Origin of the sequence: Bacillus sp. 166amftsu (genome assembly GCF_900107445.1) — a bacterium.
Lineage (GTDB): Bacteria > Bacillota > Bacilli > Bacillales > Bacillaceae_G > Bacillus_A > Bacillus_A arachidis.
Genome location: NZ_FNQA01000023.1, coordinates 16,516 through 40,107 on the forward strand (window position 1 = coordinate 16,516; position 23,592 = coordinate 40,107).

Consider the following 23,592-nt stretch of genomic DNA (forward strand, 5'->3'; position numbering starts at 1 on the left):
AGGGTGGAAGTGAGGAGAGATCCTTGCTTCTACTTTTCTGTATACACAATTTCGCCACAAAAAAATCAGTATATTAGGACTATTAAAGAGGTTTATCTAGCCTTTTTGCCGAATAAACATAATATAGATAATTACGGACAAAAAACCCGAATCATGTTTCATCATGATTCGGGCTAGTAGTTGGATTAGTAAGCTAAGCTGAATAATCCTTTAATGTGTGATAAGTAACGAACGTTACTTGCTTCTTTCATTAATGATGCTGGTAGACCTTTAAGTGGAGTTGAGCTTGCTCCGATTGTAGCAACAGCATCTTTACGGCCTAGACTTGCAAGTGTTCCAGAGTTTACTGGTGCGAACTCTTCGAATGCCTTGCCTTCTAGTGCTGCGTATAAGTTGTATCCAATTAACTCACCCATTTGCCAAGCGATTTGTGCAGTTGGTGGGTATGGGCGACCTTCTGGACCGAAGACAACAGCGCTGTCTCCAGCAACGAATACATCTTTGTGAGAAGTAGATTGTAGGTATGCATCAACAGTTGCACGGCCACGGTTTACTTCAAGACCTGATTCGCCGATCAATGGGTTACCTTGTACGCCGCCTGTCCAAACGAATGTGTTTGCAACGATTTTTTGACCGTCTTTTAAGTCAATCTCATTGCCTGCAACGTTTGTTACAGGAAGACCTGTTAAGAATTTAACGCCGCGTGCTTCTAAGCTAGTAGTTGCACGTTCAATTAAATCATCTGGTAATACTGGAAGGATTTTTGGACCTGCTTCAACAAGAAGTAATTTTACTTCTTTAGGATTTACGCCGTGGCTTTTTGCAAGTTTAGGCATAATGTCAGCAAGTTCACCAACTAGCTCAACGCCAGTTAATCCGCCACCACCGATTAAGATTGTAGCATCAGCTTCATTTTTTGTTTTTGCGTATTCACGAATACGATCTTCAACGTGTTTGAAGATTTTGTTTGCATCAGCAGCAGATTTTAATACCATGCTGTTTTCTTCTAGTCCTGGAATACCGAAGTAAGCAGTTTTACTTCCTAAAGCAACTACAAGTGCATCGTAAGATAAAGTAGTGCCACCAGCTAGTTTTATTTCTTTTTTATCTACAGAGAATGACTCAACAGTTGCAATTTTAAGATTGATGTCTTTGCCTTTGAAAAGTTTTGTAAGTGGCATTGCAATTGCTTGCTCAGAAACGTTACCTGCTGCTAAGCGGTGTAGTTCTGTAATGATTTGGTGTGTTGGGTATTGGTTAATCACTGTAACTTGTGCTTCTGATTTGCTGTAATATTTACGTACATTTAAAGCGGCAAGAAGTCCGCCATAACCAGCGCCTAAGATGACAATTTGTTTTGACATAGTATGATATCCCCCGTCTTTACTAATTGTTGTTATAAGATAAATTATTTATTATTGCGTTCTGCACTAATTTGAAGATAAGCATTGATGAAGCGGAACATTTTTTGTGCTTGTGGATCTTTTAGTAATTTTAAAAGACCGAAAAGGCCGATAACTTCAGTGCTTTCATCAGCACGATCTTTTGCTTCGATAGCAGTTGCTGCCATGCTTTTTACTGTATCTTTGACAGGTTCTACAATCTCTTGGATTGCGCCAACAGTGTCGCTTTTTAATACTTCATCAGTAGCAACAGTTTGAGCAAAGTCATAAGACTTCGTTAAAATGTTAACAAGCTCAGTTAATTTTGGAAGCTGTTCTACTAGTGTAGTTAATGATTCTTGTACCTCAGGTTTTAACAATTGATCAAGTACATCAAGTTGTCCTTGGCTAGCAGAAATTTGTAAAGATTCTTGTTCAGGCTTTGTTTGAGTCATAGTTTCTGGCATCTCCAATTCTCCTTTACGATAGCAATACTCTTATTTTTTTAGGAATAAAACATTCCCCAGTAACAGGTAAGCGTTAGCAAAAATTTGCAAAACTTTATACAAAGCTTCACAAAACGCAATAAAATGCCTTTAAATTTATGATTGCAAGTAGTAGATAATCATAAATCCAAAACCATAATTCCTTACCTAATTATTTATGAACTGTCCGATACATGGCTTGTCCGCATAATGGAAAGTTCCTTTATCGGAAAGTGTATATAATATATATCTTATATTATATACTATATACACCCAGGTTAACATAAAAATGATTCCTAATTATTTGACTTTGAATCCGTAACCTAGTATTTGCAAGGGAAAAAAGCATATATTTTATTTTATTATTACTTAAAATGTACTTAAATATAGAGAAAAAAAGGAAAAAATGAGCAAATAAATACTCATTTTTTCCTTTTTTGATTAGGATTGGTCTACTTGCGAGATAAGCATGGATGAATTCCCATTCTTTTCGAGATGGCATTCTCCCCATGTGCAAAGAGAATCCAAAATCGCTTCTAAGGACCAACCATATTCAGTAAGTGAGTACTCTACTTTTGGTGGAACTTGATTATATACCTTCCTTTGAATAACCCCATCTTCTTCTAATTCACGTAATTGCTGTGTGAGCATCTTTTGTGTAATGCCAGGCATTAAGCGTTTTAATTCACTTGTTCGTTTTGTCCCTTTTGTTAAGTGGCAAAGAATAACGACTTTCCATTTTCCGCCGATTACTTCTAAGGTTGCTTCTACAGGAATGTTGTATTTCTTCATATATTACAACTCCTTTAATGAGTCTTTTATAGTCATATGTTACTTTTTAGTGCCTATAGTACTTGAAAGTACGTACTGTTTTTTATGTTGAACATGTTTCATAATAGCATATGTAAGAGGCAAATGAGTAGTACGTTACTAAAAGGTGCCTATGTTACTTTTTAGTACCTATAGTACTTTAAAGTGCGTTCTTCAAAAAAGAATGAAACCATTCATAATAGCGTTTATAGGTATTAAATATATTTTTTAGAAGATAAAAGGGCCTTTTTATCATACTATTATGATTGGATTTCTTGTGATAAGGAGGAATTCAATTGAGTTCATATACAGTATCATCTTCGGAAGTTCAGACGAATCGAAGAAGTATGTTTGCATTATTAGCACTAGCAATTAGTGCATTTGGCATTGGTACAACTGAATTTATTAGTGTCGGTTTATTGCCGTCTATTTCAAATGATTTACATGTTTCAGTTACAACAGCTGGTTTAACCGTTTCTTTATATGCATTAGGAGTAGCGTTTGGCGCTCCTGTATTAACGTCGTTAACAGCTAGTATGTCGCGAAAGACGTTATTAATGTGGATAATGATTATTTTCATTATTGGTAATGGAATTGCGGCAGTAGCAACAAGTTTTAGTGTCCTACTTATCGCGAGGGTTGTATCTGCTTTTGCACATGGCGTTTTTATGTCGATTGGATCTACAATTGCGGCTGCACTCGTACCAGAGAATAAACGTGCCAGTGCGATTGCTTTTATGTTTACTGGTTTAACTGTTGCGACCATTACAGGTGTACCAATTGGAACATTTATTGGTCAACAATTCGGCTGGAGAGCATCGTTCATGGTGATTGTAGTAATTGGAATCGTTGCTTTAATCGCCAACAGTATGCTAATTCCGTCTAATTTAAAAAAAGGTACGTCTGTATCATTTCGTGATCAATTCAAACTGATTACGAATGGAAGACTATTACTTGTTTTCATCATTACTGCATTAGGATACGGTGGAACATTCGTAACATTTACGTATTTATCACCACTATTACAGGAGATAACAGGGTTTAAAGCAAGTACAGTTACTATCATTTTACTAGTGTATGGAATCGCAATTGCGATAGGAAATATGATTGGTGGAAAACTATCGAACCATAATCCGATTCGTGCATTATTCTATATGTTTTTTATTCAAGCGATTGTGCTATTTGTACTCACATTTACGGCGCCATTCAAGGTGGCGGGGCTCATCACGATTATTTTAATGGGATTATTCGCGTTTATGAATGTTCCAGGATTACAAGTATATGTCGTGATATTAGCTGAACGCTTTGTTCCGAGCGCTGTAGATGTTGCATCAGCAATTAACATTGCAGCGTTTAATGCAGGAATTGCTCTTGGTGCTTATTTAGGTGGTATTGTAACGAACTCGTTAGGGTTAATTCATACAGCCTGGGTAGGTGGCATTATGGTAGTAGGCGCTGTTATTTTAACAGCGTGGAGTATGACATTAGAAAAAAGAGATCAAGTGAAATAAAGGAGAGAAAAATATAATGAAAAATTTACAAAGTAAAACAGTATTGCATAATGGTGTAGAAATGCCATGGTTTGGCTTAGGAGTATTTAAAGTAGAAGAAGGTCCAGAACTTGTTAATGCAGTGAAAACAGCGATTAAACAAGGATATCGCAGCATTGATACCGCGGCAATTTATGCGAATGAAAAGGCTGTGGGAGAAGGAATACGTGAAGGTATGAAAGAAGCAGGCATTTCTAGAGAAGACTTATTTATTACTTCAAAAGTATGGAACGCAGATCAAGGGTATGAAGAAACGTTAGCTGCATATGAAGAAAGTCTAAAAAAACTCGAGCTTGAGTATTTAGATTTATATCTTGTTCATTGGCCTGTAGAAAAGAAATATAAAGATACATGGAAAGCATTAGAAACGTTATATAAAGAAGGACGAGTACGTGCAATTGGCGTGAGTAACTTCCAAATCCATCATTTGAAAGATGTAATGGAAGGGGCCGAAATTAAACCGATGATTAACCAAGTGGAATATCACCCTCGTTTAACGCAAAAAGAATTACAAGCTTTCTGTAAAGAGCAAGGTATTCAAATGGAAGCATGGTCACCACTTATGCAAGGTCAATTATTAGATAACGAAACATTAAAAGAAATGGCTGATAAATATGGAAAAACAACAGCGCAAATTATTCTGCGCTGGGATTTACAAAATGAAATTGTAACCATTCCGAAATCAACAAAAGAGCACCGTATTATCCAAAATGCGGACATATTTAATTTTGAATTAGCAACAGAAGATATGGAGAAAATTGCTGCGTTAAATCAAAATCATCGCGTTGGTCCAGATCCGGATAATTTTGATTTCTAAAATGAACAAGAGAGAAGGGCACAAAAGAATTTGTGTCCTTCTTTTTAATTGGTAAAAACTAAATATTCAAACAAAAGTATTTACTCCGTATATTGAATAGGATATCTTAAATTTATAATATGAATTTTTCTGGGGAGGCACATATGAATAATCATCGTACAAATCATTTTCGCATGCTAATTGTGACTGCACTATTTGCTGCTATTATTGGTATTTTGGCTCAAGTTACCATCCCACTGCCGCTTGTTCCGATAACAGGACAGACGCTAGCGATTGGTCTTACTGCTACAATTTTAGGTTCACGTTATGGCACTTTATCTGTATTATTATATGTTTTAATTGGTGCAACTGGAATTCCTGTGTATGCGGGGTTCAGTGGCGGTTTATCTGTTTTATTCGGTCCTACAGGTGGCTTCTTATTAGCCTTCATCCCAACTGCTTTTTTAATTGGTTTGTTAACGGAAAAAACAAAACTTACATTTTGGAACTCATTAATGGCAAATATTTTAGGGATGCTCGTGACATTAACAATTGGAACTGTATTTTTAAAGTATGTAGCATCACTAGGGTGGCAAGCGGCGTTCATGGGTGGTTTTGTTCCCTTCCTTATTGTAGGTGTAATAAAAGCTGCATTAGCAGCATGGATTGGAATTAAGGTGCGAGGAGCATTAGTACGTTCAAACCTACTTCTTCAAGAAAGTTGAATAATTTTGAAATAAAAAAGCATAGGGCAGCCTATGCTTTTTTATTTTGCAGGAATCTAAGTGAATGCAATGCATAAAAAATTTTTCTAACTAAATACTATGTAGTAGTAAATTTGTTATTTTATAAGGGGTTGTGAACATGAATATGAAACCATCGTATAAATTATTGGCTGTTTTCTTTGGTCTATTATTGGTATTTGCGAACTTATTATTCCCACTTCAACAAGCATTCGCAGTAGTTATGGATCATACAAAGTATCAAATGGATTGGAGTTATAGTAAATCAAAAAAGAAACCAATCCGAACAGAGCTTATTAAAACAGCAGATGGGAAAATTGCATTCTGCTTAAATGTAGATTTGAAATCACCAAGCGGTCAAGATTTACCTGAACTCGGTAAGGTGGATATTGGCGTGTATCGTGTATTGTTAAATGGATACCCACAAAAAAGTCCACAAGAATTGGGTGTGTCTGATTGGAGAGAGGCTCACTATGCGACGCAGCTCGCTGTATGGAATGCACTGGGACAAGTGGATATTAATGATTTAGATTTTCGTAATAAAAATGTAGAAAGAGTAATGAGAGATATTGTTGCGAGAGCAAAGAGCAGTGAAGAAGTGCAAGAGATTACGATGAGTGTTACACCATCAGAAAAGCAAGAAGCAGTATTGGAAGGGGAGTTCTTCCAAACAGATTTATATACGGTTCAAACAAATGCGAAAAGTGGAACGTACCAAGTACAGGCAACTGGTGCACCTGAAGGTGTTAAATTTGTGAATGAACAAGGTGAAACAAAAACACAGTTTAATGTAGGTGAAAAGTTCCGCGTCTTAATTCCAAAACAAGCGCCATCTGGTGAATTTAGCTTTAAAGTATTAGGAACTTTAACAAAGTTACAAGGTATCGCGCATAAGGGGACACCGAAAATTCAAGATGCGGTTGTTCTATTAGAACGTAGTGAAGAAAAAACAAGCCCGGATTTAGCGGTAAGCTGGAAAAAGGCCGGAGTTCCGCAGAAACCGAATAAACCTTCTAAACGATAAAAAAGCGCTGGCGTTTGCCAGCGCTTTTTTACTCAGCTTCTGAAACAACTGTAAAGCGTTCGTTCACATGTTTTGGATTTTCAATTTCGTCAAGTGCAGCTACAGCGAAATCTTCGTAACTTACATAGCTGTTGCCTTTTGCGTTAACAAGAAGGTGATCTTTACCTGCTTTGTAAGAACCAGTACGTTTACCTAATGAAAATAGTGCAGAAGGGCTAATGAATGTCCAAGTGATATCATTTGTTTGTTGTAAAATTTCAAGGTTTTGGCCTTGATTTTGAGCTGTTGCAAGATATTCGTTTGGGAAACCTGGTGTTTCAAATACACGCGTTGTTTTTGCATCATCTACAAATAAGCTTCCAGCACCACCAACAACAAGTAATTTTGTGCTAGGTGCACCTTTCATCGCTTCGATTAATACGTTACCTGCATCTACATGGAGATATTCTCTTCCTGCTGGAGCGCCAAATGCATTTACAACCACATCAAATGCTTGAAGATCATCAGCAGTAAGATCGAATACGTCTTTTTCTAAAACTTTCACGTTATTTTCTGTAATTTTTGCTGCGTTTCTTACGATTGCAGTAACTTCGTGACCGCGATCAAGAGCCTCTGTTAAAATGCGACTTCCAGCTTTTCCGCTTGCTCCGATAATTCCAATTTTCATAATATATACCTCCGAATGTTTAATAGAATTAATGTTAAAAATATATGTGTAATAATGAATCGATGTCGTTAAGCAGAGGTGCCACCACCTGTTGTAACTAGTATAGTTACAGTGTTGGTTTTTGTCAATCGCTTTGTTTATCAAAAATATTTCTTCAAGTAGCATGTAGGCTTTTAAAAATAACGAGTCATATTTCTTAACAAGTGACATGGTTGTGTTATAAAACCTAACATTTGGAAGTAATAACCTGTCGAAAAATGTTGATTTTTGGATATTTTTTAAATATAATTCAATTTATGAGGAGAAAAGGGAGGGGACTAATCGTATGAACATTTTAGAACAGTTCGTTTCATCAACGAATACGATTCTTTGGTCATATATTCTTATCGCAATGTTAATAGGTCTAGGGCTTTATTTTTCTTTTAAATTGAAATTTGTACAAATTAGCCATTTAGGCGAAATGGTGCGTTTGATGAGTGATGGATTAACTGGAAAGACACGCAAAAAGGGCAGCGTATCTTCTTTCCAAGCTTTCTGTATGAGTTCAGCAGCCCGCATTGGGATCGGTAACTTAGCTGGTGTAGCGTTAGCGATTTCTATGGGAGGACCTGGCGCAGTATTTTGGATGTGGGTAATCGCAATCATTGGGGCATCTTCAAGTTTCGTAGAAAGTACACTTGCACAAATTTATAAAACAAAAGATGGCAGTGGGTTCCGTGGTGGCCCTGCTTATTATATGGAAAAAGGTTTAAATAAGCGTTGGATGGGAATTTGGTTTTCTATTCTTATCACAATTAGTTACGGTTTAATTTTCAACTCAGTACAGGCGAATACAGTTACATTAGCATTTAAGAATGCTTTCGGTTTAGAGCGCTATGTTGTTGGGTTTGTATTAGCTGCATTAGTCGCGGTTATTATTTTTGGCGGTGTTAAAAGTATTGCACGTATGTCAGAAATGATTGTTCCACCAATGGCAATTATTTATATTGGAGTGGCTCTTTTTGTTGTTATTAAAAACTTCTACTTGCTACCAGATGTTTTTACAGAAATCTTTAAAGGTGCATTTGGTTTAGATTCAGCTGTAGGTGGCGGTATCGGAGCGGCAATGAAGTATGGTATCCAGCGCGGCCTATTTGCGAATGAAGCAGGTATGGGTAGTGCACCGAATGCGGCTGCGACAGCAGATGTAACGCATCCAGCTAAACAAGGATTTATTCAAACAATTGGAGTTTTAGTAGATACATTCTTAGTATGTACATCAACAGCATTTATCGTATTATGTTCTGGTGCATATAAGGCAACAAATTTAGAAGGTATTGAATTAACGCAAATGGCGCTAAGCTCTCAGATTGGTTCGTGGGCAAGTAGCTTCTTAGCGATTATTATTTTCTTATTTGCGTTCAGTTCACTTCTAGGAAACTATTATTATGGTGAAACGAATATTGAATTCATTAAACAAAGTAAAACTTGGTTAATGATTTACCGTATTGCGGTAGTGGGAATGGTATTATTCGGTTCTGTTGCGACACTTCAAGTCGTATGGAATATGGCAGATTTATTTATGGGGCTAATGGTAATCACAAACTTAATTGCGATTACACTTCTTGGTCGATTTGCATATGCTGCATTGGCAGACTATGTGAAACAAAAGAAACAAGGGAAAGATCCAGTCTTCCATGCAGACTCTATTCCAGGTTTAAAAAACACAGAGTGCTGGGGAGATTCTAGGGTAACAAAAGAAAAAGAAGAACAAGCTGTATAATAAGGGAAGAGCATCAGAAAAAATTTGATGCTCTTTTTTTATTTAGAATGGTTAAGGCTTGTATGTGGTGCAACGTTAGTGAGTATTTTATCAGCACTTATTGTTGGTGTTATGTTATAAGCAAAAAAAGCAGTGAGCATACGTTCATTTCTTTTTTCTTTCAGAAGGGATAAATTAACATATAATTTATTGAAAAAATTATATTGCAATTCATTTAGATAACGCTTACAATTTGATTTATAGGTGGTATCATTTTCATACTTTAAATCGAGTAGAGAAGAAGAGACTACTAATAATAAATTGCAATTTGTGTAAACGCTTACTGATTTTAGGTTACATTGTAAAGTAAATAGTATTTAGGGGTTCTTATTTTTTTAATATCAATGGTCAGACGTCATTCGTTGGACAACCAATAACTCATAGAAAGTGGAGGATTCACATATGAAACTAGTTATGTTTCTAGTCGGTTTACTTGCTGTATTTGTACTAGGTTTCCTTGTAAGTTCAGATCGGAAGAAAATTAAATATAAACCAATTGCAATTATGCTTGTTCTTCAATTAGCATTGGCATACTTCTTATTAAATACAAAGATTGGGTATGTGTTAGTAAAAGGGATTTCAGATGGTTTTGGTGCTATTCTAAAATACGCAGAAGTAGGGGTTAACTTCGTATTTGGTGGTCTAGCGAATGATGGACAAGCACCTTTCTTCTTAACAGTATTATTACCAATTATTTTCTTAGCAGTATTAATTGGGATTTTGCAACACATTAAAATTTTACCAATTATTATTAAAGCAGTCGGTTTCGTATTAAGTAAAGTTAATGGTTTAGGAAAACTAGAATCATATAATGCAGTAGCAGCAGCGATTGTTGGTCAAGGTGAAGTATTTATTACAGTAAAAGATCAATTAAGCAAATTACCAAAAAATCGTTTATATACGCTTTGCGCATCTTCAATGTCAACGGTATCGATGTCAATTGTCGGTTCTTATATGAAAATGATTGATCCAAAATATGTAGTAACAGCACTTGTATTAAACTTATTTAGTGGATTCATTATCGTTCATATTATTAATCCTTATGATATTAGTGAAGAAGAAGATATCTTAGAATTAGAAGAAGATAAGAAGCAAACGTTCTTCGAAATGTTAGGCGAATACATTATGCTTGGATTCTCTATTGCAGTTACGGTAGCAGCAATGTTAATCGGATTCATTGCATTGATGGCAGCAATTAACGGTTTATTCGATTCTGTTTTTGGTATTACGTTCCAGGGTATTTTAGGTTATATCTTCTCGCCATTAGCATTTATTATGGGTATTCCAACATCAGAGATGCTACAAGCAGGACAAATTATGGCAACAAAATTAGTAACAAACGAGTTTGTTGCGATGCTTGATTTAGGAAAAGTAGCTGGCGATTTATCAGCTCGTACAGTAGGTATTTTATCGATCTTCCTTGTATCATTTGCAAACTTCTCATCTATCGGGATTATCGCAGGTGCAACGAAGAGTATCGATGGAAAACAAGCGAACGTTGTATCTTCTTTCGGATTAAAACTTGTGTATGGTGCAACGTTAGTAAGTATATTATCAGCGGTTATCGTTGGGGTTATGCTATAAAATAAGGAAAGCAATGAGCGAGATGCTCATTGCTTTTTTTGTTTAATTTACTTTCTTTAACTTACGTGTAAAAGCAGACCTTTTAAAATATGTATCAAGACGCCATACGTATTCAACTGGCCCTATGCGATACCTTTGTAACCAATAGGTACTAGCGTATAATTGGATGACGTAAATGACAACTGTTAATATAATGCTAAAGAAGTAGCTGATTTCCCCATATAAGCCATATACGTTAGTAAAGGCGATGCTTTTTTGTGATGAAATACTAGCATAATCGAGCTTCCGTAAAAAAGGGCCATGCTTATTGGTGTAACACTGTCTTTTAACATAATGAGAAGCGGTTGTTTTGTTAATAGTTCTAAGATCTTTACTGTGAAATGAATATCACCTTAACAAACTAGTTAAGGTGATAAGGATATTACTCAGCAGGAGGGGTAAATGTGCGTTTTTCCAATTCCGCATCTAACATAAATAAAGCGTTAGAATCATTTGTAATGCGTTTTAGTTTCTGGATGATGCTATCGAAAGAAGCTTCTTCTTCAACCTGTTCGTCAACGAACCATTTTAAGAACGTAATTGTCGCGTGTTCACGCTCATCCCAAGCGATATCGGATAAGTTGTAAATACGTTTTGTTACTTCACGCTCATGCTCAAGTGCGATTTCAAATGCACTTAAAACAGATTGGTATTCGTTGTTTGGGTTTTCGAATCCAGTAATAATGGCACGTTCTCCGCGGTCATTTATGTAATTATAAAGTTTCATTGCATGGAAACGCTCTTCTTCTGCTTGAACAAGAAAGAAATTTGCAAACCCATCATAGCTTTCCGCCGTGCAATAAGCAGCCATTGCCATATAAACATGGGCAGAGTAAAATTCAAAGTTCATTTGATCATTAAGCGCATCGTGTAACTTTGTAGATAACATAAAAATCCTCCTTTGTGTGATGTCGGAAACATTATATCACAAATGATAAATATTCTCATTTGATTCCGAAACGGTTAGAAAGCTTTTCTACATGTGCTTCCATAATATCTTGTAAGTCTAAATCGTATTTTTGAGAAAGAATAATGAGATTGGCAAGTACATCCCCAAGCTCTTCTTTTAACTCTATTTTCAATTCTTCTTCTTGTTTCTCGTGCTCATCAGGGCGATCACGTCCAATTTCAATGGCGCGTATAACTCGTGAAACTTCTCCTACTTCTTCTGTTAAGAAATTTAGGCGAATAAAAGAGTTATATTGTGACCAGTTCCGTTTTTCGTAAAATTCCTCTACCCATCTTTGAAATTCGACCATATTCACTTCTTTCCCATCCTCTCAATATGTTGTACAATGTTCATTGTATCATAACAATATATAGTTTTGGGGTGTAGGCATGAGAAAGATTTGTGTGTTCGCAGGTTCTAATTTAGGAGAGAGAACTGAATTTAGGGAACAAGCAATTAAGCTTGGCGAACTGCTTGTTCAAAATGATTTTGAATTAGTATACGGCGGTTCATGTGTTGGTTTGATGGGGGAAGTAGCAAATGAAGTGTTACGTTTAGGCGGACGTGTCACAGGTGTTATGCCTCGTGGTTTATTTCGCGGAGAGATTGTTCATGAAGGATTAACGGAATTAATTGAAGTGGAAACGATGCATGAGCGCAAAGCAAAAATGGGAGAGCTTGCAGATGCATTTATTGCACTGCCAGGTGGGTATGGAACATTTGAAGAGCTATTTGAGGTTGTATGTTGGTCACAGATTGGTATTCATGACAAGCCAGTTGGGTTATTGAATATTAAAGATTTTTACGGTCCAATCTTGCAAATGGTTAATCGTGCAGCAGAAGAAGGGTTTATGAATCCATCGAATAAAGAGCTGATTGTTTCGGCGGATAATGCAGAAGAATTATTGCTCCACATGAAAAATTATAAGAGACCTGTTATGGGGAATAAGTGGAAGCAGTTATCATAATAAGATGAATAAAAAAGAGGCATTCCGTTCATTTCGGAATGCCTTTAGATTTATCTCTCATAGATTTTTTATATAAGTACCAGCCACTCCAACCACCAAGTATCGCGATACAGATAAGAAAAGGATAGCTTTCTACATCTAAGTTTATGCCTAAAATATTTGCTATCATGAAAGTAATCCCAACAGCTAATGAAGCGAAAAACACTCGGATCAAATAGTCTTTCAACTGAACCACTCCCGTCATTTGATGGTGATATTACCTAAATGATGAACTTGGAAAAGTATTGTTTAGACGTAACTATTAGAATGTTATTTTCTATATTTTAACATAAATATGGTTAGGATATATCGATATAATAATAAATCCCCTCAAGTGAATTGAGGGGATTTTATCCAATCAGAGCTAAACGAGCCACCTCTGCTTTTAATAGTATCCAACTCCAGCGGCTAGAATAGTCGGTCGTTTCACTCCTTCATCTGAGGCAAAAAGCGCCTCTGAATCAGGAGTTCCAACGCCCTCCTATTCTGACCGAGCCGCTTGCGCTTTTAATGGTATCCAGCTCCGCCTCCTAGCCCTTCGCGTCTAAGAATCTTCCGCACGAGAAAGTAAAGAACACTTTCTGTGCGGAAGAACCTTATCCGTCAGGGCTAAACAGTCGGCTCCGCTTTTAATATATTATTGATTCAAGAATGCACGTAGCATCCAAGCGTGTTTTTCTAGTTCTGTGTAGATACCAAGTAGTAAGTCAGATGTCATTTCGTCGTCAGCGCCCTGTGCGATTTCCATACCTTTTTTCAGTTCGCCTAGCATCATTTCGTAGTCTTTCATAATTACTTCGACCATCCCTTCTGCAGTTTCTCCGTAAACCGCTTCTTGAATAGAAGATAGTTCTAAGTATTCTTTCATTGTTGCTACTGGTTTACCGCCGATTGCTAAAATACGTTCTGCAATTTCATCAATGTGTTGAGCTGCTTCTGTATAAAAGTGTTCAAATTTCTCATGTAGTGTAAAAAATTGAGGCCCTTTTACATACCAATGGAAGTTGTGTAGTTTTGTGAATAATACATTCCAGTCTGCTACCTGTTTGTTTAATACTTCGATTACTTGTGTGTTCATATGATCAATCTCCCTTTGAGTTATTATATTATATCGTTTACTAATTTATAATTATTATAATCTAGTAATTTGTATAAATCAACCCTTTCCAAACATTATTTTTGAACATTTTTTGAAACTAGATGTCATGTTACATTGCAATATATGTTTATTTTTTATCGCATTGTGGCATATGTATAGGAAAAGGGAATTTAGAAAGGAGAATGGAGGTTAATGGAACTCCAACTTCAAAACGTATATCAGCAAGCTGGAAATTGGTATGTGCTGGACTCAGAGTTTCCGTGGGATATTCAGCGGGTGAAAAATGATATATTTTCACTTATTGAGAAACGCGAAATTCCAGTTATTTTTTGCGATACGTGTGATACAAATAATGTGCTTGTAAACTTAGGAGAAGAGGAAGAAGAATTCTTATTTCCTTTAAGCGGTTTTTATCATAAAGAAAGACAAATGATTTTTATTTGTATGTGGGAACAATATGAACAAGTGCTCAAAACATTACTACATGAATTCAGGCATTCCATGCAACATGAGAAAAATGTATTATACATTGGAAAAGAAGCGTACGAAGCTCGTTGGATTGAAAAGGATGCCCGAGCATTTGCAGAGCGTAAAATGAATGAATATATGAGAAGAAAATTAGGTTAAGGCATAGTGATGGGGTGATTGCTATGCTTTTGTTTATAACTTACTAAAATAAAGTTATTGACAATTTTAAAGTTTAGTTCTAAACTAAAGACATCAAGCAAGCGAGGTGATGGAATGAAAACAGAAGAAAGACTTGGGTTATTGTTATGGTTTCGTTTGTCACGCTTTTATAATAGGAGTGTCCGAGAGACAAATCAGCATTTGAAAAAATGGGGTTTATCTGCTGCTCAGTTTGATGTGCTAGCACAAATTGGAGGACAAGATCGATTAACACAGCAAGAGCTTGGGAAAAAGCTATTTGTTACAAAAGGGAACATCACGCAACTTATAAATAAAATGGAACAGCTCGATTTTGTGAAAAGAGAGCAAGAAGGTACTGCGAAATATCTTTCGTTAACAGAAGAGGGAAGAGCTTTATATGAAGAGGTTGTTCCAACGCAGGAGACGTTTCAAGCAAAACAATTTTGTAAGCTGAATCGCGATGAGCAAAAACAATTATTAGAATTACTTCGAAAGTTATAATAAAAAATTTCAAATAAATATCTCGAATTCGAGATAATATGAGGTGAAGGATATGTTTAAAAAAGTTGATCATAAAAATATGGGAAGAGCAAATCACGGTTGGTTAAATACACATTTTCATTTTTCATTCGCAGATTATTACAATCGAGATAATATGAACTTCGGGGCACTTCGCGTGATTAATGATGATTTAGTAGCAGCACAAACAGGATTTGATATGCATCCGCACCGTGATATGGAGATTGTTTCTTACGTTGTAGATGGAGCATTAACACATCAAGATAGCATGGGGAACCGCGGCACAATTGAGCGTGGACATGTACAATATATGAGCGCTGGTACAGGTGTTTTTCATAGTGAACATAATTTAGGAAATGAGACATTACGCCTATTACAAATTTGGATTTTACCAGACCGCGTAGGACACACACCAAACTACGGTGAGTTCAAGTTTGATTGGAATAAACGTGAAAATAATTGGTTCCATATGGTATCTCCAATTGATGGTGGTGCAGCAATTGAGATTCATCAAGATACAAATTTATATTCCCTTTCTTTAGAAGCAGGAAAAGAAATTAATTTCCCTGTTAGCGAAGGTCGTCAAGTTTATCTTGTGCAAATTGAAGGAAGTGGTGTTATAAATGGTGAGACACTTGTAATGCGTGATGCAGCAGAAGTAGTTGAAGAAGATATTCGTATTCAAGCAAAAGAGCAATCGCATTATATAGCGATTGAGATGAAAAAACAATAAAGAATGAAGGAAAAGGGAGTATATAACAAGATACTCCCTTTTTTTGGATAAATTTCAATAAAACTGTTTCTCAATATTTTTTTGAAGGAAATATATATTTTTTTTCGAAATGTATAAAAGTGTTAAAAAAATTTTTGGGGAATGGGGAGTGTTAGATTGAAAAAGCAAGTCGTTTCATCAGCATTAGCTTTATCCGTTATCGTTGGAGGTTTTGGAGCATTTGGAGCAACAAAAACACAAGCGGAAGAACAGCAAATTCAATATCACCAAGAATTTAAAACACCAGCTTACATAGGTGAGGAATGGAAAGCGCCAGAAGGATTAGATAAAAAAGAAACAGTATTTCAATATTTAGAGAGTAAGAAGGATATGTTTAAATTAGCAGGAAATATTGACAAACATTTTAATATTGTCGGGGAAGAAAAGGATGCTGAATCAGGTACAACACATGTAAAGTTAGTTGAGAAACATAATAATGTTCCTGTATATGGATCTGATCAAACAGTTACACTTGATAAAGACAATAATGTAAAAGCGTTCTTCGGGCAAGTTATCCCGAATTTAGAAGATAAAAATATTCCAGCTACAGCTAGCATTACTGATGAGCAAGCGGTAGATGTTGCGAAAGCCGATATTGAGAAAGAAATTGGCAAAGTGGATAAATATGATGGTATTAAAAAAGATTTATATGTGTATGAAAAGGATGGGCAATATTACCTTTCATACCTTGTAAAAGCATCTGTTTCAAAACCAGCTCCAGGGTACTGGCATTACTTTGTTGATGCAACGAATGGAAATGTGATTGAGAAATATAATGCAATCGATCATATTACTGGTTTTGGATATGGCGTTCTAGGAAACAAGCAATCATTTGAAATTGCTCAAGATGAAAAAACAGGAGCATTTAACTTGTTTGATGGAAAACGAGGAAATGGTGTTCATACGTTTGATGCACAAAATATGGATGAGAACTGGTTTAATATTTTCTCACAATGGTTTGGATATACAGGTGAAGAAGTAGAAAGTAAATCAAAGTTTTTTGAAGATAAAGCGGCTGTTGACGCACATGTAAATGCAGGAAAAGTATATGATTATTATAAAAAGACATTTAACCGTAATTCTTTCGATAATAAAGGTGCAAGGCTGATTTCTACTGTTCACGTAGGAGAGAGTTGGAATAATGCTGCGTGGAACGGTGTGCAAATGATGTATGGTGATGGAGATGGAAAAACATTTATTCCATTATCTGCAGGCTTAGATGTTATTGGACATGAGTTAACACATGCTGTAACAGAGCATACGGCGAACCTTGTTTATAAAAATGAGCCAGGTGCATTAAATGAATCGTTATCTGATATTATGGGTGTAATGGTCGAGAAGAAAAGCTGGCAGTTAGGTGCTGACATTTATACACCTGGTATCGAAGGTGATGCACTTCGTTCTCTAAGTGATCCAGCATCTATTCCGAATCCATTAAAACCTGGTGAAGGTTACCCAGATCATTACAGCAAGCGCTACACTGGTCCATATGATAATGGCGGCGTTCATATTAACAGTAGTATTAACAATAAAGCTGCATATTTAGTGTCTGAAGGTGGCACTCATTATGGTGTGAAAGTAAATGGCGTGGGCCGCGTAGCGACAGAAAAAATTTACTACCGAGCTCTTACAAAATATTTAACAGCAAACTCTAACTTTAAAATGATGCGCCAAGCTGCACTTCAATCTGCAGAAGATTTATATGGTAAAAACTCTAAAGAAGTACAAGCTGTAACGAAGGCTTATGATGCAGTTGGTGTAAAATAGCAAAATAGTATGTGTATCGTTCTTTAATGGATAAGCTACCTTATTTCCCCTGTAAAAGCTACAGGGGATTTTTTTTATTGCGTTTTACGAGGGATAAAAACTAAGAAGGATGTTTAAATAGAAAACATCCTTCTTAGCTTGTTATGTTTATGTGATGTTAATCGCGAATACCTAGCGCAATTTTTGCCATACGTGACATACGCTCTTTTGACCAAGGTGGATTCCAAACGACATTAACCTCTATTTCATTTACTTCAGGTACATTTGTTGATAATACTTTTTTGACATCCGACACGATTTGTCCGGCCATTGGGCAACCGATAGAAGTCATCGTCATTGTAATAACAGCATTATTATTTTCATCCGCTGTCACATCATATACTAAACCAAGATTGATAATATCTACACCTAATTCAGGATCGATAACAGCCTCTAAATTGGCATATAACTTCTCTTCGAATTCTTGCGACATGCACAACACTCCTAACATTAATGATATCCATTCTCATTATAAAGGAAATAAAATAAAGATGCAGTGAAATAGCTCACAGTGTTTTTTTAGAATCTTCCCTATACTGATTATAAGTATGTAGGAAGGAGCAAGATTGAAAATGAACTATGATGAAAATCCTTTTATTGTGATATGGGAAGTTACACGAGCTTGCGAATTAAAATGCTTGCATTGTCGAGCTGAAGCGCAGTATAGGAGAGATCCGAGAGAATTAACTTTTCTTGAGGGACAGAAATTAATTGATGAAATATATGAAATGAATCAGCCGATGCTAGTCTTTTCAGGCGGGGACCCGCTTATGAGAGAAGATATTTATAAGCTAGCAGATTATGCAGTGCAAAAAGGATTACGTGTTTCGATGACGCCTAGTGCGACTCCGAATGTGACGAAAAAGGCCATTCAAAAGGCAAAGGAAGTTGGACTTGCACGCTGGGCCTTTAGTGTGGATGGTGCTACAGCTGAGACACACGATCGTTTTCGCGGCACGGCAGGATCTTTTCAGCTTACGATGGATGCGATTCAATATTTAAATGAATTACAGATTTCTGTGCAAATTAATACAACCATTTCTAAGTACAATATTCATGAAGTAGAGGAGATGGCAACACTTGTTGAACAATTAGGTGGTGTGCTATGGAGCGTATTTTTCCTTGTTCCAACTGGAAGAGGAAATATAGATGATATGATTTCGCCGGCAGAACATGAACTTGTATTTCACAAATTATATAAAATAGGGAAAAAGGCTTCATTTGATATAAAGACAACGGCTGCTCAGCATTACCGGCGCGTTGTGATGCAGCAAAAAAATAATCGGGAAATTCGTTATGAAGATGCACTGCAAAATGGTTTAACTGGAAAAATTGATGGTTTAGGACGAGCACCCAAAGGAGTTAATGATGGGAATGGTTTTGTGTTTATTTCACACATTGGCGATGTATATCCTAGTGGATTATTACCGATTCAAGCTGGGAACGTGAAAGAGCAGCGTTTACGGGATATTTATCGTGATTCTCCAATTTTTCAAGCTTTACGTGATCCAGATAGCTATAAAGGGAAGTGCGGGAAATGTGAATACCGCTATATATGTGGTGGTTCGCGCTCTAGAGCGTATGCAATAACGGGTGATTATTTAGAAAGTGAGCCATATTGTGTATATGTACCGAAAGTTTTACGAAGAAAAATATGAAAATCCTATTGTGTTTAAAAAAAACATCATGTATACTTCTAATTAGTTGATAACGATTATCAATATCAACAAAACATTACTCTTCGTTATGTTGGTCATACCCCTTTTGACTGCGTAAGTCAGAGACAAAATGTTGAAATACCTTGTGTCCTATTCTACAGAATTATGGTAATCTCCAACCTCAACTTATATGCGTTAAGCATGCAAAAAGGATCCTATCCGTGAAAGGATCCTTTTTGCATTATTTTGTAGCAATTAATGTGTACAAACCAGGGATGCGTTCTTCAATTCCTTCTGGGGCTGAAGAAGGAAAGACCCATCGTTGGTGCGGACCATGCTCTTCAGTAAACTTTTCAATGTGCAGGTTCGCTCCGGCAACTTCTGTAATAATTTCTCCTAACGTCCAGCGACGAATTAGTGTTTTGGGTAGTGTTTCTTGCTTCGTTTTATCAAGTAGGCTGCTATAAGCAACAGTATCCTCAATAATTTCTTCAAAAAAATAATCTCCGTTTGCCTTAAACTTTGGATCGTCTGTTGCTAATAATTTTGTATAAAGGGGATGATAGTCACGAAGTATAAAAGTACCGCCATTTTTTAGTAGTCCCGAGATAAGCTGAAAAAGTGGTTTGAGATCTAAAAAGTAATGAAGTACACCTAATTCTAGTAACACAACATCGAATGATTGAGAAGGTGTTATTTCTAACACATCTGAAACGATATATTCAATAGATACTCCCGCGGCATCTGCTAGTTCAGTTGCATATTTTGCGTTGCTTTCAGAAATATCTACAACGGTTACGTCAGCGCCTAATAATGCGAATGTCACAGCTTTATTTCCTTTTGAGCCGAGTAAATTGATGATCCGTTTCCCTTGGAGATTCTGTATGTAAGGTAAGTAGTAGGCTACTTCACGAGCGGGATTTTGCATTAGTTTCTTTGCGTATTCCTGTGGAGTACCGTGCCGATTCGTCCACGCTTCATAAGCAGCTGCACTCCAGCCTTTTTTATTGGCGGTGCTTAATTGTTGTTGATTCAATGAAATCACTCCCTTTTCTGAACATATAAATATTCGGAAGGGATTTTATATTTCCTTTTTTTGAATAAAAGTTTGATTTTTCTGTATTTTAGTCGTAAAATACGTGTTATATATGAAAAGCGTTGAAAAGGAAAAGTAGAGTGAAACCATTCTTTCCAGAGAGCTTCGGAAGCTGAGAAGAAGCAAGAATGTTCATTTGAACAATGGCCTTTGAGCTTCGTCCTGAACTTATCAAATGGTAATAGTAGGCGGCGACGAGAGTTGGTTCTCGTTATCAAAATCACAGTATAAGAGCATACGATTGCTCCGTACTTGACGAGGTCAGTTATGTGAATAGCTGGCGAAATAAGGTGGTACCGCGACTGTTTATACAGCCCCGCCCTTATCTTTTTAAAAGATAAGGGCGGGGCTTTTTTATATTTAAAAGGAGGAATGTAAGGTGAGTATTTTTATTGGAGGAGCTTGGCCATATGCGAATGGATCTTTACATCTTGGACATGTTGCGTCCTTGTTATCAGGGGACATTTTAGCGCGTTATTATAGAGCAAAAGGAGAGCGCGTTCTTTACGTATCAGGAAGCGATTGTAATGGAACACCGATTGCCATTCGGGCAAAACAAGAAGGGGTTACTGCAAAAGAAATTGCTGATTATTATCATGAAGAGTTTGAGCGATGTTTTCAGCAGCTTGGTTTTACGTATGATTGTTATACGCGTACAGATGCACAGCACCATTATGAAACAGTACAAAAGATTTTCTTACGTTTATTAGAAGAAGGTTTTATTTATAAAAAGGTAGTGGAACAAGCATACTGCGAAACGTGTGCACAATTTTTACCAGATCGATATGTAGAGGGAGTTTGTCCACATTGTCATGAACCGGCGCGCGGAGATCAATGTGATGCTTGCTCGGCCATTTTAGATCCACTTGATTTATTAGAAAAGAAGTGTAAGCTATGTGGAAATACGCCAGCAGTTAAGGAAACAGAGCATTTCTATTTTGCATTGCATAAATTTCAAGAACAGATGAAAGATGTAGTAACAGCTGCAAAACAAAAAGGAACATGGCGTGATAATGCCATTCAATTAACGGAGCGTTACTTACAAGAAGGATTACAGGACAGGGCTGTATCACGTGATTTACCAATTGGAGTACCAATTCCAGTGAAGGGATATGAGGATAAGAAAATTTACGTGTGGATTGAAGCAGTTTCAGGTTATTATTCAGCAAGTAAACGATGGTCTGAAGAAACAGGGGAAGATGACGGGGAGTTCTGGAGTAGTAATGCGAAGACATATTATGTGCACGGTAAGGACAATATCCCGTTCCATTCTATTATTTGGCCAGCTGTATTATTTGGAATCGGAGAAAAGGCAATTCCTCGTCATATTGTATCCAATGAATATTTAACGGTCGAGAAACGGAAGTTATCAACAAGTAAAAACTGGGCTGTATGGGTACCTGATATATTAGAGCGGTATGATTCAGATTCGATTCGGTATTTCTTAACGATTAATGCACCAGAAAATCGTGATACAGATTTTTCTTGGCGAGAATTTATTTATAGTCACAATAGTGAGCTTCTAGGTGCATATGGGAATTTTGTGAACCGTACACTGAAATTCATTGAGAAGTATTATGACGGTGTAGTACCGAATAGAAAAGTAAATGTAGAGCTGAAAGCAAGAATAGAGGAATTATATCAGAAAGTAGGAGATGCAATTGAACAGGCTCATTTTAAAGTAGCGCTGGAAACAATATTTGAAACGGTGCGCTTTGCAAATAAATATTTTGATGAGCGAGCGCCTTGGAAACAAAGGGAGGAAGACCCTATTGCTTGTGAAGATACAATTTCTCATTGTGTATATTTCATTGTGAATTTTGCGCAGTTACTTGAGCCGTTTTTACCGTTTTCTAGTAAAAGAGTGCGGGATATATTATCAATTACAAGTGTGAACTGGAAATGCGAAAATACATTGCCAGAGCGAATCAGTCATGTGCAGCCATTGTTTGAGCGAATTGATATAAAGCAAATTGAAACAGAGATAGAAAAGCTATACGGAGCATTAAAGTAAGAAGAGCACATGATGTGCTCTTTTTTTAGGCGCTTTGTTCCACGTTCCGTCTCTTTTCTCTTCGTGCTGTAAGAATTTGCGGTGTAAAAATACCAATCAATATAAAAATGATGCCGAGCCATTGCAATGGCGATACGACTTCATGAACAAGTGTAATAGAAGCGATGATTGCTGTTGGTAGTTCAGCAGCACCTAAAATCGTTCCAAGTCCTGTTCCTACTTTTGGGACACCGATTGAGAAGCAAATAACTGGTACAATAACACCGAAAAATCCAAGGAAGAAAGCATATTTCCATAATCCAGCCTGCAAGGCACCGTCTGTTAAGAAGGTTGGAGGAAAGATTAAGCAAACAATCAGTGTAGCACTTGTTGTCATAAGGAAGCTTTTTGTATACGGTGGTACAGTTGTAGCAACGCGTCCACTAGCAAAGATATAAAAAGAAAAAGAGACAGCGGCTAATAGTCCAAAGATAATGCCTTTTGTAGAGAAGTTTTGTCCGAGCCCTTCAAACACGCCACCTGCAAATAATGTTCCGGCAAATAAAATAAGAATCGAGATTACCTTTTCGCGGCTTGGTAACGTTTTGTTAGCGACGGCTTCAATGACAACCCCAATCCATGTAAATTGAAAAAGTAAAACAACGGCGATAGAAGCGGGTAATTCTTCTACAGAAATTGCGTAGAAAATTCCGGTCATGCTCATTGTTGTTCCGACAGCTAATAAAGAAAATGTTTGTTTTTTCGAGATGTTATGACGAGAGAAGAATAGAACAAGTAATAAAAGTCCAATCCAGCCAAATACATATTGTCCACCTAATAGCTCATGCGCAGAAAAACCATTCATAAAGCCGAGTTTGAAAATTGTCGAAAGTACGCCATAGCTGCAGGCGCCAAATAAAACTAATAATGAAAACTTAAATTTCTCCATAAAAATCCTCCTTTATAAATAAAAAACGCCCGCTGTCCAATAAAGGACAACGGGCGAACGAAACAGAGTAAAAACTCTACAAAATTCCGCCACTCACAAAAGGGTGTGAGTTTGGGTATAGAATAATTAAAAACTGATAGATTCTTTTCTGCGCCATGCCAAGTGAACCAAAAAAAGAAAACGAGAGCAGGTTACAGTTTGTTCTTCATAGTCGC

24 protein-coding genes, 1 pseudogene and 1 other annotated feature are annotated in these 23,592 nt (G+C 36.7%); of the genes and pseudogenes, 13 read left to right on the top strand and 12 right to left on the bottom strand.

Translation table 11 applies throughout. The features are described from left to right. Positions 1-185: 185 nt before the first annotated feature. The 3 genes from BLV40_RS24800 to BLV40_RS24810 form a co-directional block, all read right to left on the bottom strand. Positions 186-1,364, bottom strand: coding sequence for an NAD(P)/FAD-dependent oxidoreductase (locus BLV40_RS24800; RefSeq protein WP_090694870.1), 1,179 nt, complete (start codon positions 1,362-1,364; stop codon positions 186-188). A 44-nt stretch (positions 1,365-1,408) separates the two neighbouring features. Then, a complete protein-coding gene (locus tag BLV40_RS24805; protein WP_026594116.1) occupies positions 1,409-1,849 on the bottom strand; it encodes a DUF1641 domain-containing protein in 441 nt (146 codons plus the stop codon). Between the two features lie 459 nt (positions 1,850-2,308). Next, positions 2,309-2,659 carry a winged helix-turn-helix transcriptional regulator gene (locus tag BLV40_RS24810; protein WP_090694874.1) on the bottom strand — a complete coding sequence of 117 codons (351 nt, stop codon included), beginning with the start codon at positions 2,657-2,659 and terminating at the stop codon, positions 2,309-2,311. Between the two features lie 365 nt (positions 2,660-3,024). On the opposite strand from BLV40_RS24810, the gene BLV40_RS24815 reads away from it, so the two are divergent. From BLV40_RS24815 to BLV40_RS24830, 4 genes are all read left to right on the top strand, one after another. Beyond that, the gene (locus BLV40_RS24815; protein ID WP_170833707.1) at positions 3,025-4,188 is read left to right on the top strand and encodes an MFS transporter; all 1,164 of its coding nucleotides are present in this window, start codon (positions 3,025-3,027) and stop codon (positions 4,186-4,188) included. 13 nt (positions 4,189-4,201) lie between these two features. Further along, the gene (locus BLV40_RS24820) at positions 4,202-5,044 is read left to right on the top strand and encodes an aldo/keto reductase (protein WP_170833708.1); all 843 of its coding nucleotides are present in this window, start codon (positions 4,202-4,204) and stop codon (positions 5,042-5,044) included. 143 nt (positions 5,045-5,187) lie between these two features. After that, on the top strand, positions 5,188-5,748 hold the full coding sequence (locus BLV40_RS24825) for a biotin transporter BioY (protein WP_026594120.1): 561 nt from the start codon (positions 5,188-5,190) through the stop codon (positions 5,746-5,748). A 139-nt stretch (positions 5,749-5,887) separates the two neighbouring features. Then, positions 5,888-6,790 (top strand): thioester domain-containing protein, encoded by a 903-nt coding sequence (locus BLV40_RS24830; RefSeq protein WP_090694886.1) that lies wholly within the window; start codon positions 5,888-5,890, stop codon positions 6,788-6,790. Between the two features lie 28 nt (positions 6,791-6,818). Here BLV40_RS24830 and BLV40_RS24835 read toward each other — a convergent pair whose 3' ends face one another. Continuing rightward, positions 6,819-7,457, bottom strand: a complete 639-nt coding sequence (locus BLV40_RS24835; RefSeq protein ID WP_090694890.1) for an NAD(P)-dependent oxidoreductase — start codon at positions 7,455-7,457, stop codon at positions 6,819-6,821. A gap of 325 nt (positions 7,458-7,782) precedes the next feature. On the opposite strand from BLV40_RS24835, the gene BLV40_RS24840 reads away from it, so the two are divergent. Both BLV40_RS24840 and BLV40_RS24845 read left to right on the top strand, forming a co-directional pair. Beyond that, the gene (locus BLV40_RS24840; protein ID WP_090694894.1) at positions 7,783-9,219 is read left to right on the top strand and encodes an alanine/glycine:cation symporter family protein; all 1,437 of its coding nucleotides are present in this window, start codon (positions 7,783-7,785) and stop codon (positions 9,217-9,219) included. 441 nt (positions 9,220-9,660) lie between these two features. Further along, complete coding sequence (locus tag BLV40_RS24845; protein WP_026594124.1) at positions 9,661-10,842, top strand: NupC/NupG family nucleoside CNT transporter; 1,182 nt, start codon at positions 9,661-9,663, stop codon at positions 10,840-10,842. Positions 10,843-10,884: 42 nt separating this feature from the next. Here BLV40_RS24845 and BLV40_RS24850 read toward each other — a convergent pair. The 3 genes and pseudogenes from BLV40_RS24850 to BLV40_RS24860 all read right to left on the bottom strand — a co-directional run. Continuing rightward, a pseudogene (locus BLV40_RS24850) lies at positions 10,885-11,222 on the bottom strand (DUF418 domain-containing protein); the annotation flags it as partial. A gap of 41 nt (positions 11,223-11,263) precedes the next feature. Further along, positions 11,264-11,770 carry a ferritin gene (locus BLV40_RS24855; RefSeq protein ID WP_090694897.1) on the bottom strand — a complete coding sequence of 169 codons (507 nt, stop codon included), beginning with the start codon at positions 11,768-11,770 and terminating at the stop codon, positions 11,264-11,266. Positions 11,771-11,825: 55 nt separating this feature from the next. Beyond that, positions 11,826-12,146, bottom strand: a complete 321-nt coding sequence (locus BLV40_RS24860; RefSeq protein ID WP_090694900.1) for a MazG nucleotide pyrophosphohydrolase domain-containing protein — start codon at positions 12,144-12,146, stop codon at positions 11,826-11,828. A gap of 73 nt (positions 12,147-12,219) precedes the next feature. Between BLV40_RS24860 and BLV40_RS24865 the strand changes: the two genes are divergently transcribed. After that, positions 12,220-12,798 (top strand): LOG family protein, encoded by a 579-nt coding sequence (locus tag BLV40_RS24865; protein WP_090694904.1) that lies wholly within the window; start codon positions 12,220-12,222, stop codon positions 12,796-12,798. A gap of 28 nt (positions 12,799-12,826) precedes the next feature. Here the strand turns inward: BLV40_RS24865 and BLV40_RS24870 are convergent, their stop codons facing one another. After that, positions 12,827-13,024 (bottom strand): hypothetical protein, encoded by a 198-nt coding sequence (locus tag BLV40_RS24870; protein WP_170833706.1) that lies wholly within the window; start codon positions 13,022-13,024, stop codon positions 12,827-12,829. Positions 13,025-13,474: 450 nt separating this feature from the next. Beyond that, the gene (locus BLV40_RS24875; RefSeq protein WP_090694909.1) at positions 13,475-13,915 is read right to left on the bottom strand and encodes a Dps family protein; all 441 of its coding nucleotides are present in this window, start codon (positions 13,913-13,915) and stop codon (positions 13,475-13,477) included. Between the two features lie 213 nt (positions 13,916-14,128). On the opposite strand from BLV40_RS24875, the gene BLV40_RS24880 reads away from it, so the two are divergent. The 4 genes from BLV40_RS24880 (at position 14,129) to BLV40_RS24895 (ending at position 17,642) form a co-directional block, all read left to right on the top strand. Then, entirely contained in the window at positions 14,129-14,563 is a 435-nt protein-coding gene (locus tag BLV40_RS24880) for a DUF3920 family protein (RefSeq protein ID WP_026594130.1), read from the top strand. A gap of 114 nt (positions 14,564-14,677) precedes the next feature. Continuing rightward, positions 14,678-15,085 carry a MarR family winged helix-turn-helix transcriptional regulator gene (locus tag BLV40_RS24885; RefSeq protein ID WP_090694911.1) on the top strand — a complete coding sequence of 136 codons (408 nt, stop codon included), beginning with the start codon at positions 14,678-14,680 and terminating at the stop codon, positions 15,083-15,085. A gap of 52 nt (positions 15,086-15,137) precedes the next feature. After that, positions 15,138-15,836 (top strand): pirin family protein, encoded by a 699-nt coding sequence (locus BLV40_RS24890; RefSeq protein ID WP_090694914.1) that lies wholly within the window; start codon positions 15,138-15,140, stop codon positions 15,834-15,836. Between the two features lie 156 nt (positions 15,837-15,992). Next, positions 15,993-17,642 carry a M4 family metallopeptidase gene (locus BLV40_RS24895; RefSeq protein WP_139265615.1) on the top strand — a complete coding sequence of 550 codons (1,650 nt, stop codon included), beginning with the start codon at positions 15,993-15,995 and terminating at the stop codon, positions 17,640-17,642. A 157-nt stretch (positions 17,643-17,799) separates the two neighbouring features. Here the strand turns inward: BLV40_RS24895 and BLV40_RS24900 are convergent, their stop codons facing one another. Beyond that, positions 17,800-18,114, bottom strand: a complete 315-nt coding sequence (locus tag BLV40_RS24900) for a metal-sulfur cluster assembly factor (RefSeq protein WP_000076465.1) — start codon at positions 18,112-18,114, stop codon at positions 17,800-17,802. A 139-nt stretch (positions 18,115-18,253) separates the two neighbouring features. On the opposite strand from BLV40_RS24900, the gene BLV40_RS24905 reads away from it, so the two are divergent. Next, positions 18,254-19,339 (top strand): TIGR04053 family radical SAM/SPASM domain-containing protein, encoded by a 1,086-nt coding sequence (locus BLV40_RS24905; RefSeq protein ID WP_090694916.1) that lies wholly within the window; start codon positions 18,254-18,256, stop codon positions 19,337-19,339. Positions 19,340-19,580: 241 nt separating this feature from the next. Here the strand turns inward: BLV40_RS24905 and BLV40_RS24910 are convergent, their stop codons facing one another. Further along, positions 19,581-20,375: a class I SAM-dependent methyltransferase gene (locus BLV40_RS24910; RefSeq protein WP_090694919.1), complete on the bottom strand. Its 795-nt coding sequence runs from the start codon at positions 20,373-20,375 to the stop codon at positions 19,581-19,583. A 113-nt stretch (positions 20,376-20,488) separates the two neighbouring features. Next, positions 20,489-20,762: a binding site (T-box leader), on the top strand. A gap of 52 nt (positions 20,763-20,814) precedes the next feature. Here BLV40_RS24910 and metG point away from each other — a divergent pair. Then, positions 20,815-22,449, top strand: a complete 1,635-nt coding sequence (gene metG / locus BLV40_RS24915) for a methionine--tRNA ligase (protein ID WP_090694923.1) — start codon at positions 20,815-20,817, stop codon at positions 22,447-22,449. A gap of 25 nt (positions 22,450-22,474) precedes the next feature. On the opposite strand, the gene BLV40_RS24920 is transcribed toward metG, so the two are convergent. Then, positions 22,475-23,377: an EamA family transporter gene (locus BLV40_RS24920; protein WP_090694927.1), complete on the bottom strand. Its 903-nt coding sequence runs from the start codon at positions 23,375-23,377 to the stop codon at positions 22,475-22,477. Between the last annotated feature and the right edge of the window lie 215 nt (positions 23,378-23,592).

Excerpts from the sequence above, each read along its gene's own strand:
- BLV40_RS24875 (WP_090694909.1), bottom strand. The coding sequence starts at position 13,915 with ATGAACACACAAGTAATCGAAGTATTAAACAAACAGGTAGCAGACTGG.
- BLV40_RS24890 (WP_090694914.1), top strand. The coding sequence starts at position 15,138 with ATGTTTAAAAAAGTTGATCATAAAAATATGGGAAGAGCAAATCACGGT.
- BLV40_RS24845 (WP_026594124.1), top strand. The coding sequence starts at position 9,661 with ATGAAACTAGTTATGTTTCTAGTCGGTTTACTTGCTGTATTTGTACTA.
- BLV40_RS24810 (WP_090694874.1), bottom strand. The coding sequence starts at position 2,659 with ATGAAGAAATACAACATTCCTGTAGAAGCAACCTTAGAAGTAATCGGC.
- BLV40_RS24920 (WP_090694927.1), bottom strand. The coding sequence starts at position 23,377 with ATGGAGAAATTTAAGTTTTCATTATTAGTTTTATTTGGCGCCTGCAGC.
- BLV40_RS24865 (WP_090694904.1), top strand. The coding sequence starts at position 12,220 with ATGAGAAAGATTTGTGTGTTCGCAGGTTCTAATTTAGGAGAGAGAACT.
- BLV40_RS24905 (WP_090694916.1), top strand. The coding sequence starts at position 18,254 with ATGAACTATGATGAAAATCCTTTTATTGTGATATGGGAAGTTACACGA.
- BLV40_RS24840 (WP_090694894.1), top strand. The coding sequence starts at position 7,783 with ATGAACATTTTAGAACAGTTCGTTTCATCAACGAATACGATTCTTTGG.
- BLV40_RS24885 (WP_090694911.1), top strand. The coding sequence starts at position 14,678 with ATGAAAACAGAAGAAAGACTTGGGTTATTGTTATGGTTTCGTTTGTCA.
- BLV40_RS24825 (WP_026594120.1), top strand. The coding sequence starts at position 5,188 with ATGAATAATCATCGTACAAATCATTTTCGCATGCTAATTGTGACTGCA.
- BLV40_RS24800 (WP_090694870.1), bottom strand. The coding sequence starts at position 1,364 with ATGTCAAAACAAATTGTCATCTTAGGCGCTGGTTATGGCGGACTTCTT.
- BLV40_RS24835 (WP_090694890.1), bottom strand. The coding sequence starts at position 7,457 with ATGAAAATTGGAATTATCGGAGCAAGCGGAAAAGCTGGAAGTCGCATT.
- BLV40_RS24880 (WP_026594130.1), top strand. The coding sequence starts at position 14,129 with ATGGAACTCCAACTTCAAAACGTATATCAGCAAGCTGGAAATTGGTAT.
- BLV40_RS24855 (WP_090694897.1), bottom strand. The coding sequence starts at position 11,770 with ATGTTATCTACAAAGTTACACGATGCGCTTAATGATCAAATGAACTTT.
- BLV40_RS24805 (WP_026594116.1), bottom strand. The coding sequence starts at position 1,849 with ATGCCAGAAACTATGACTCAAACAAAGCCTGAACAAGAATCTTTACAA.
- BLV40_RS24815 (WP_170833707.1), top strand. The coding sequence starts at position 3,025 with ATGTTTGCATTATTAGCACTAGCAATTAGTGCATTTGGCATTGGTACA.
- BLV40_RS24830 (WP_090694886.1), top strand. The coding sequence starts at position 5,888 with ATGAATATGAAACCATCGTATAAATTATTGGCTGTTTTCTTTGGTCTA.
- BLV40_RS24900 (WP_000076465.1), bottom strand. The coding sequence starts at position 18,114 with ATGTCGCAAGAATTCGAAGAGAAGTTATATGCCAATTTAGAGGCTGTT.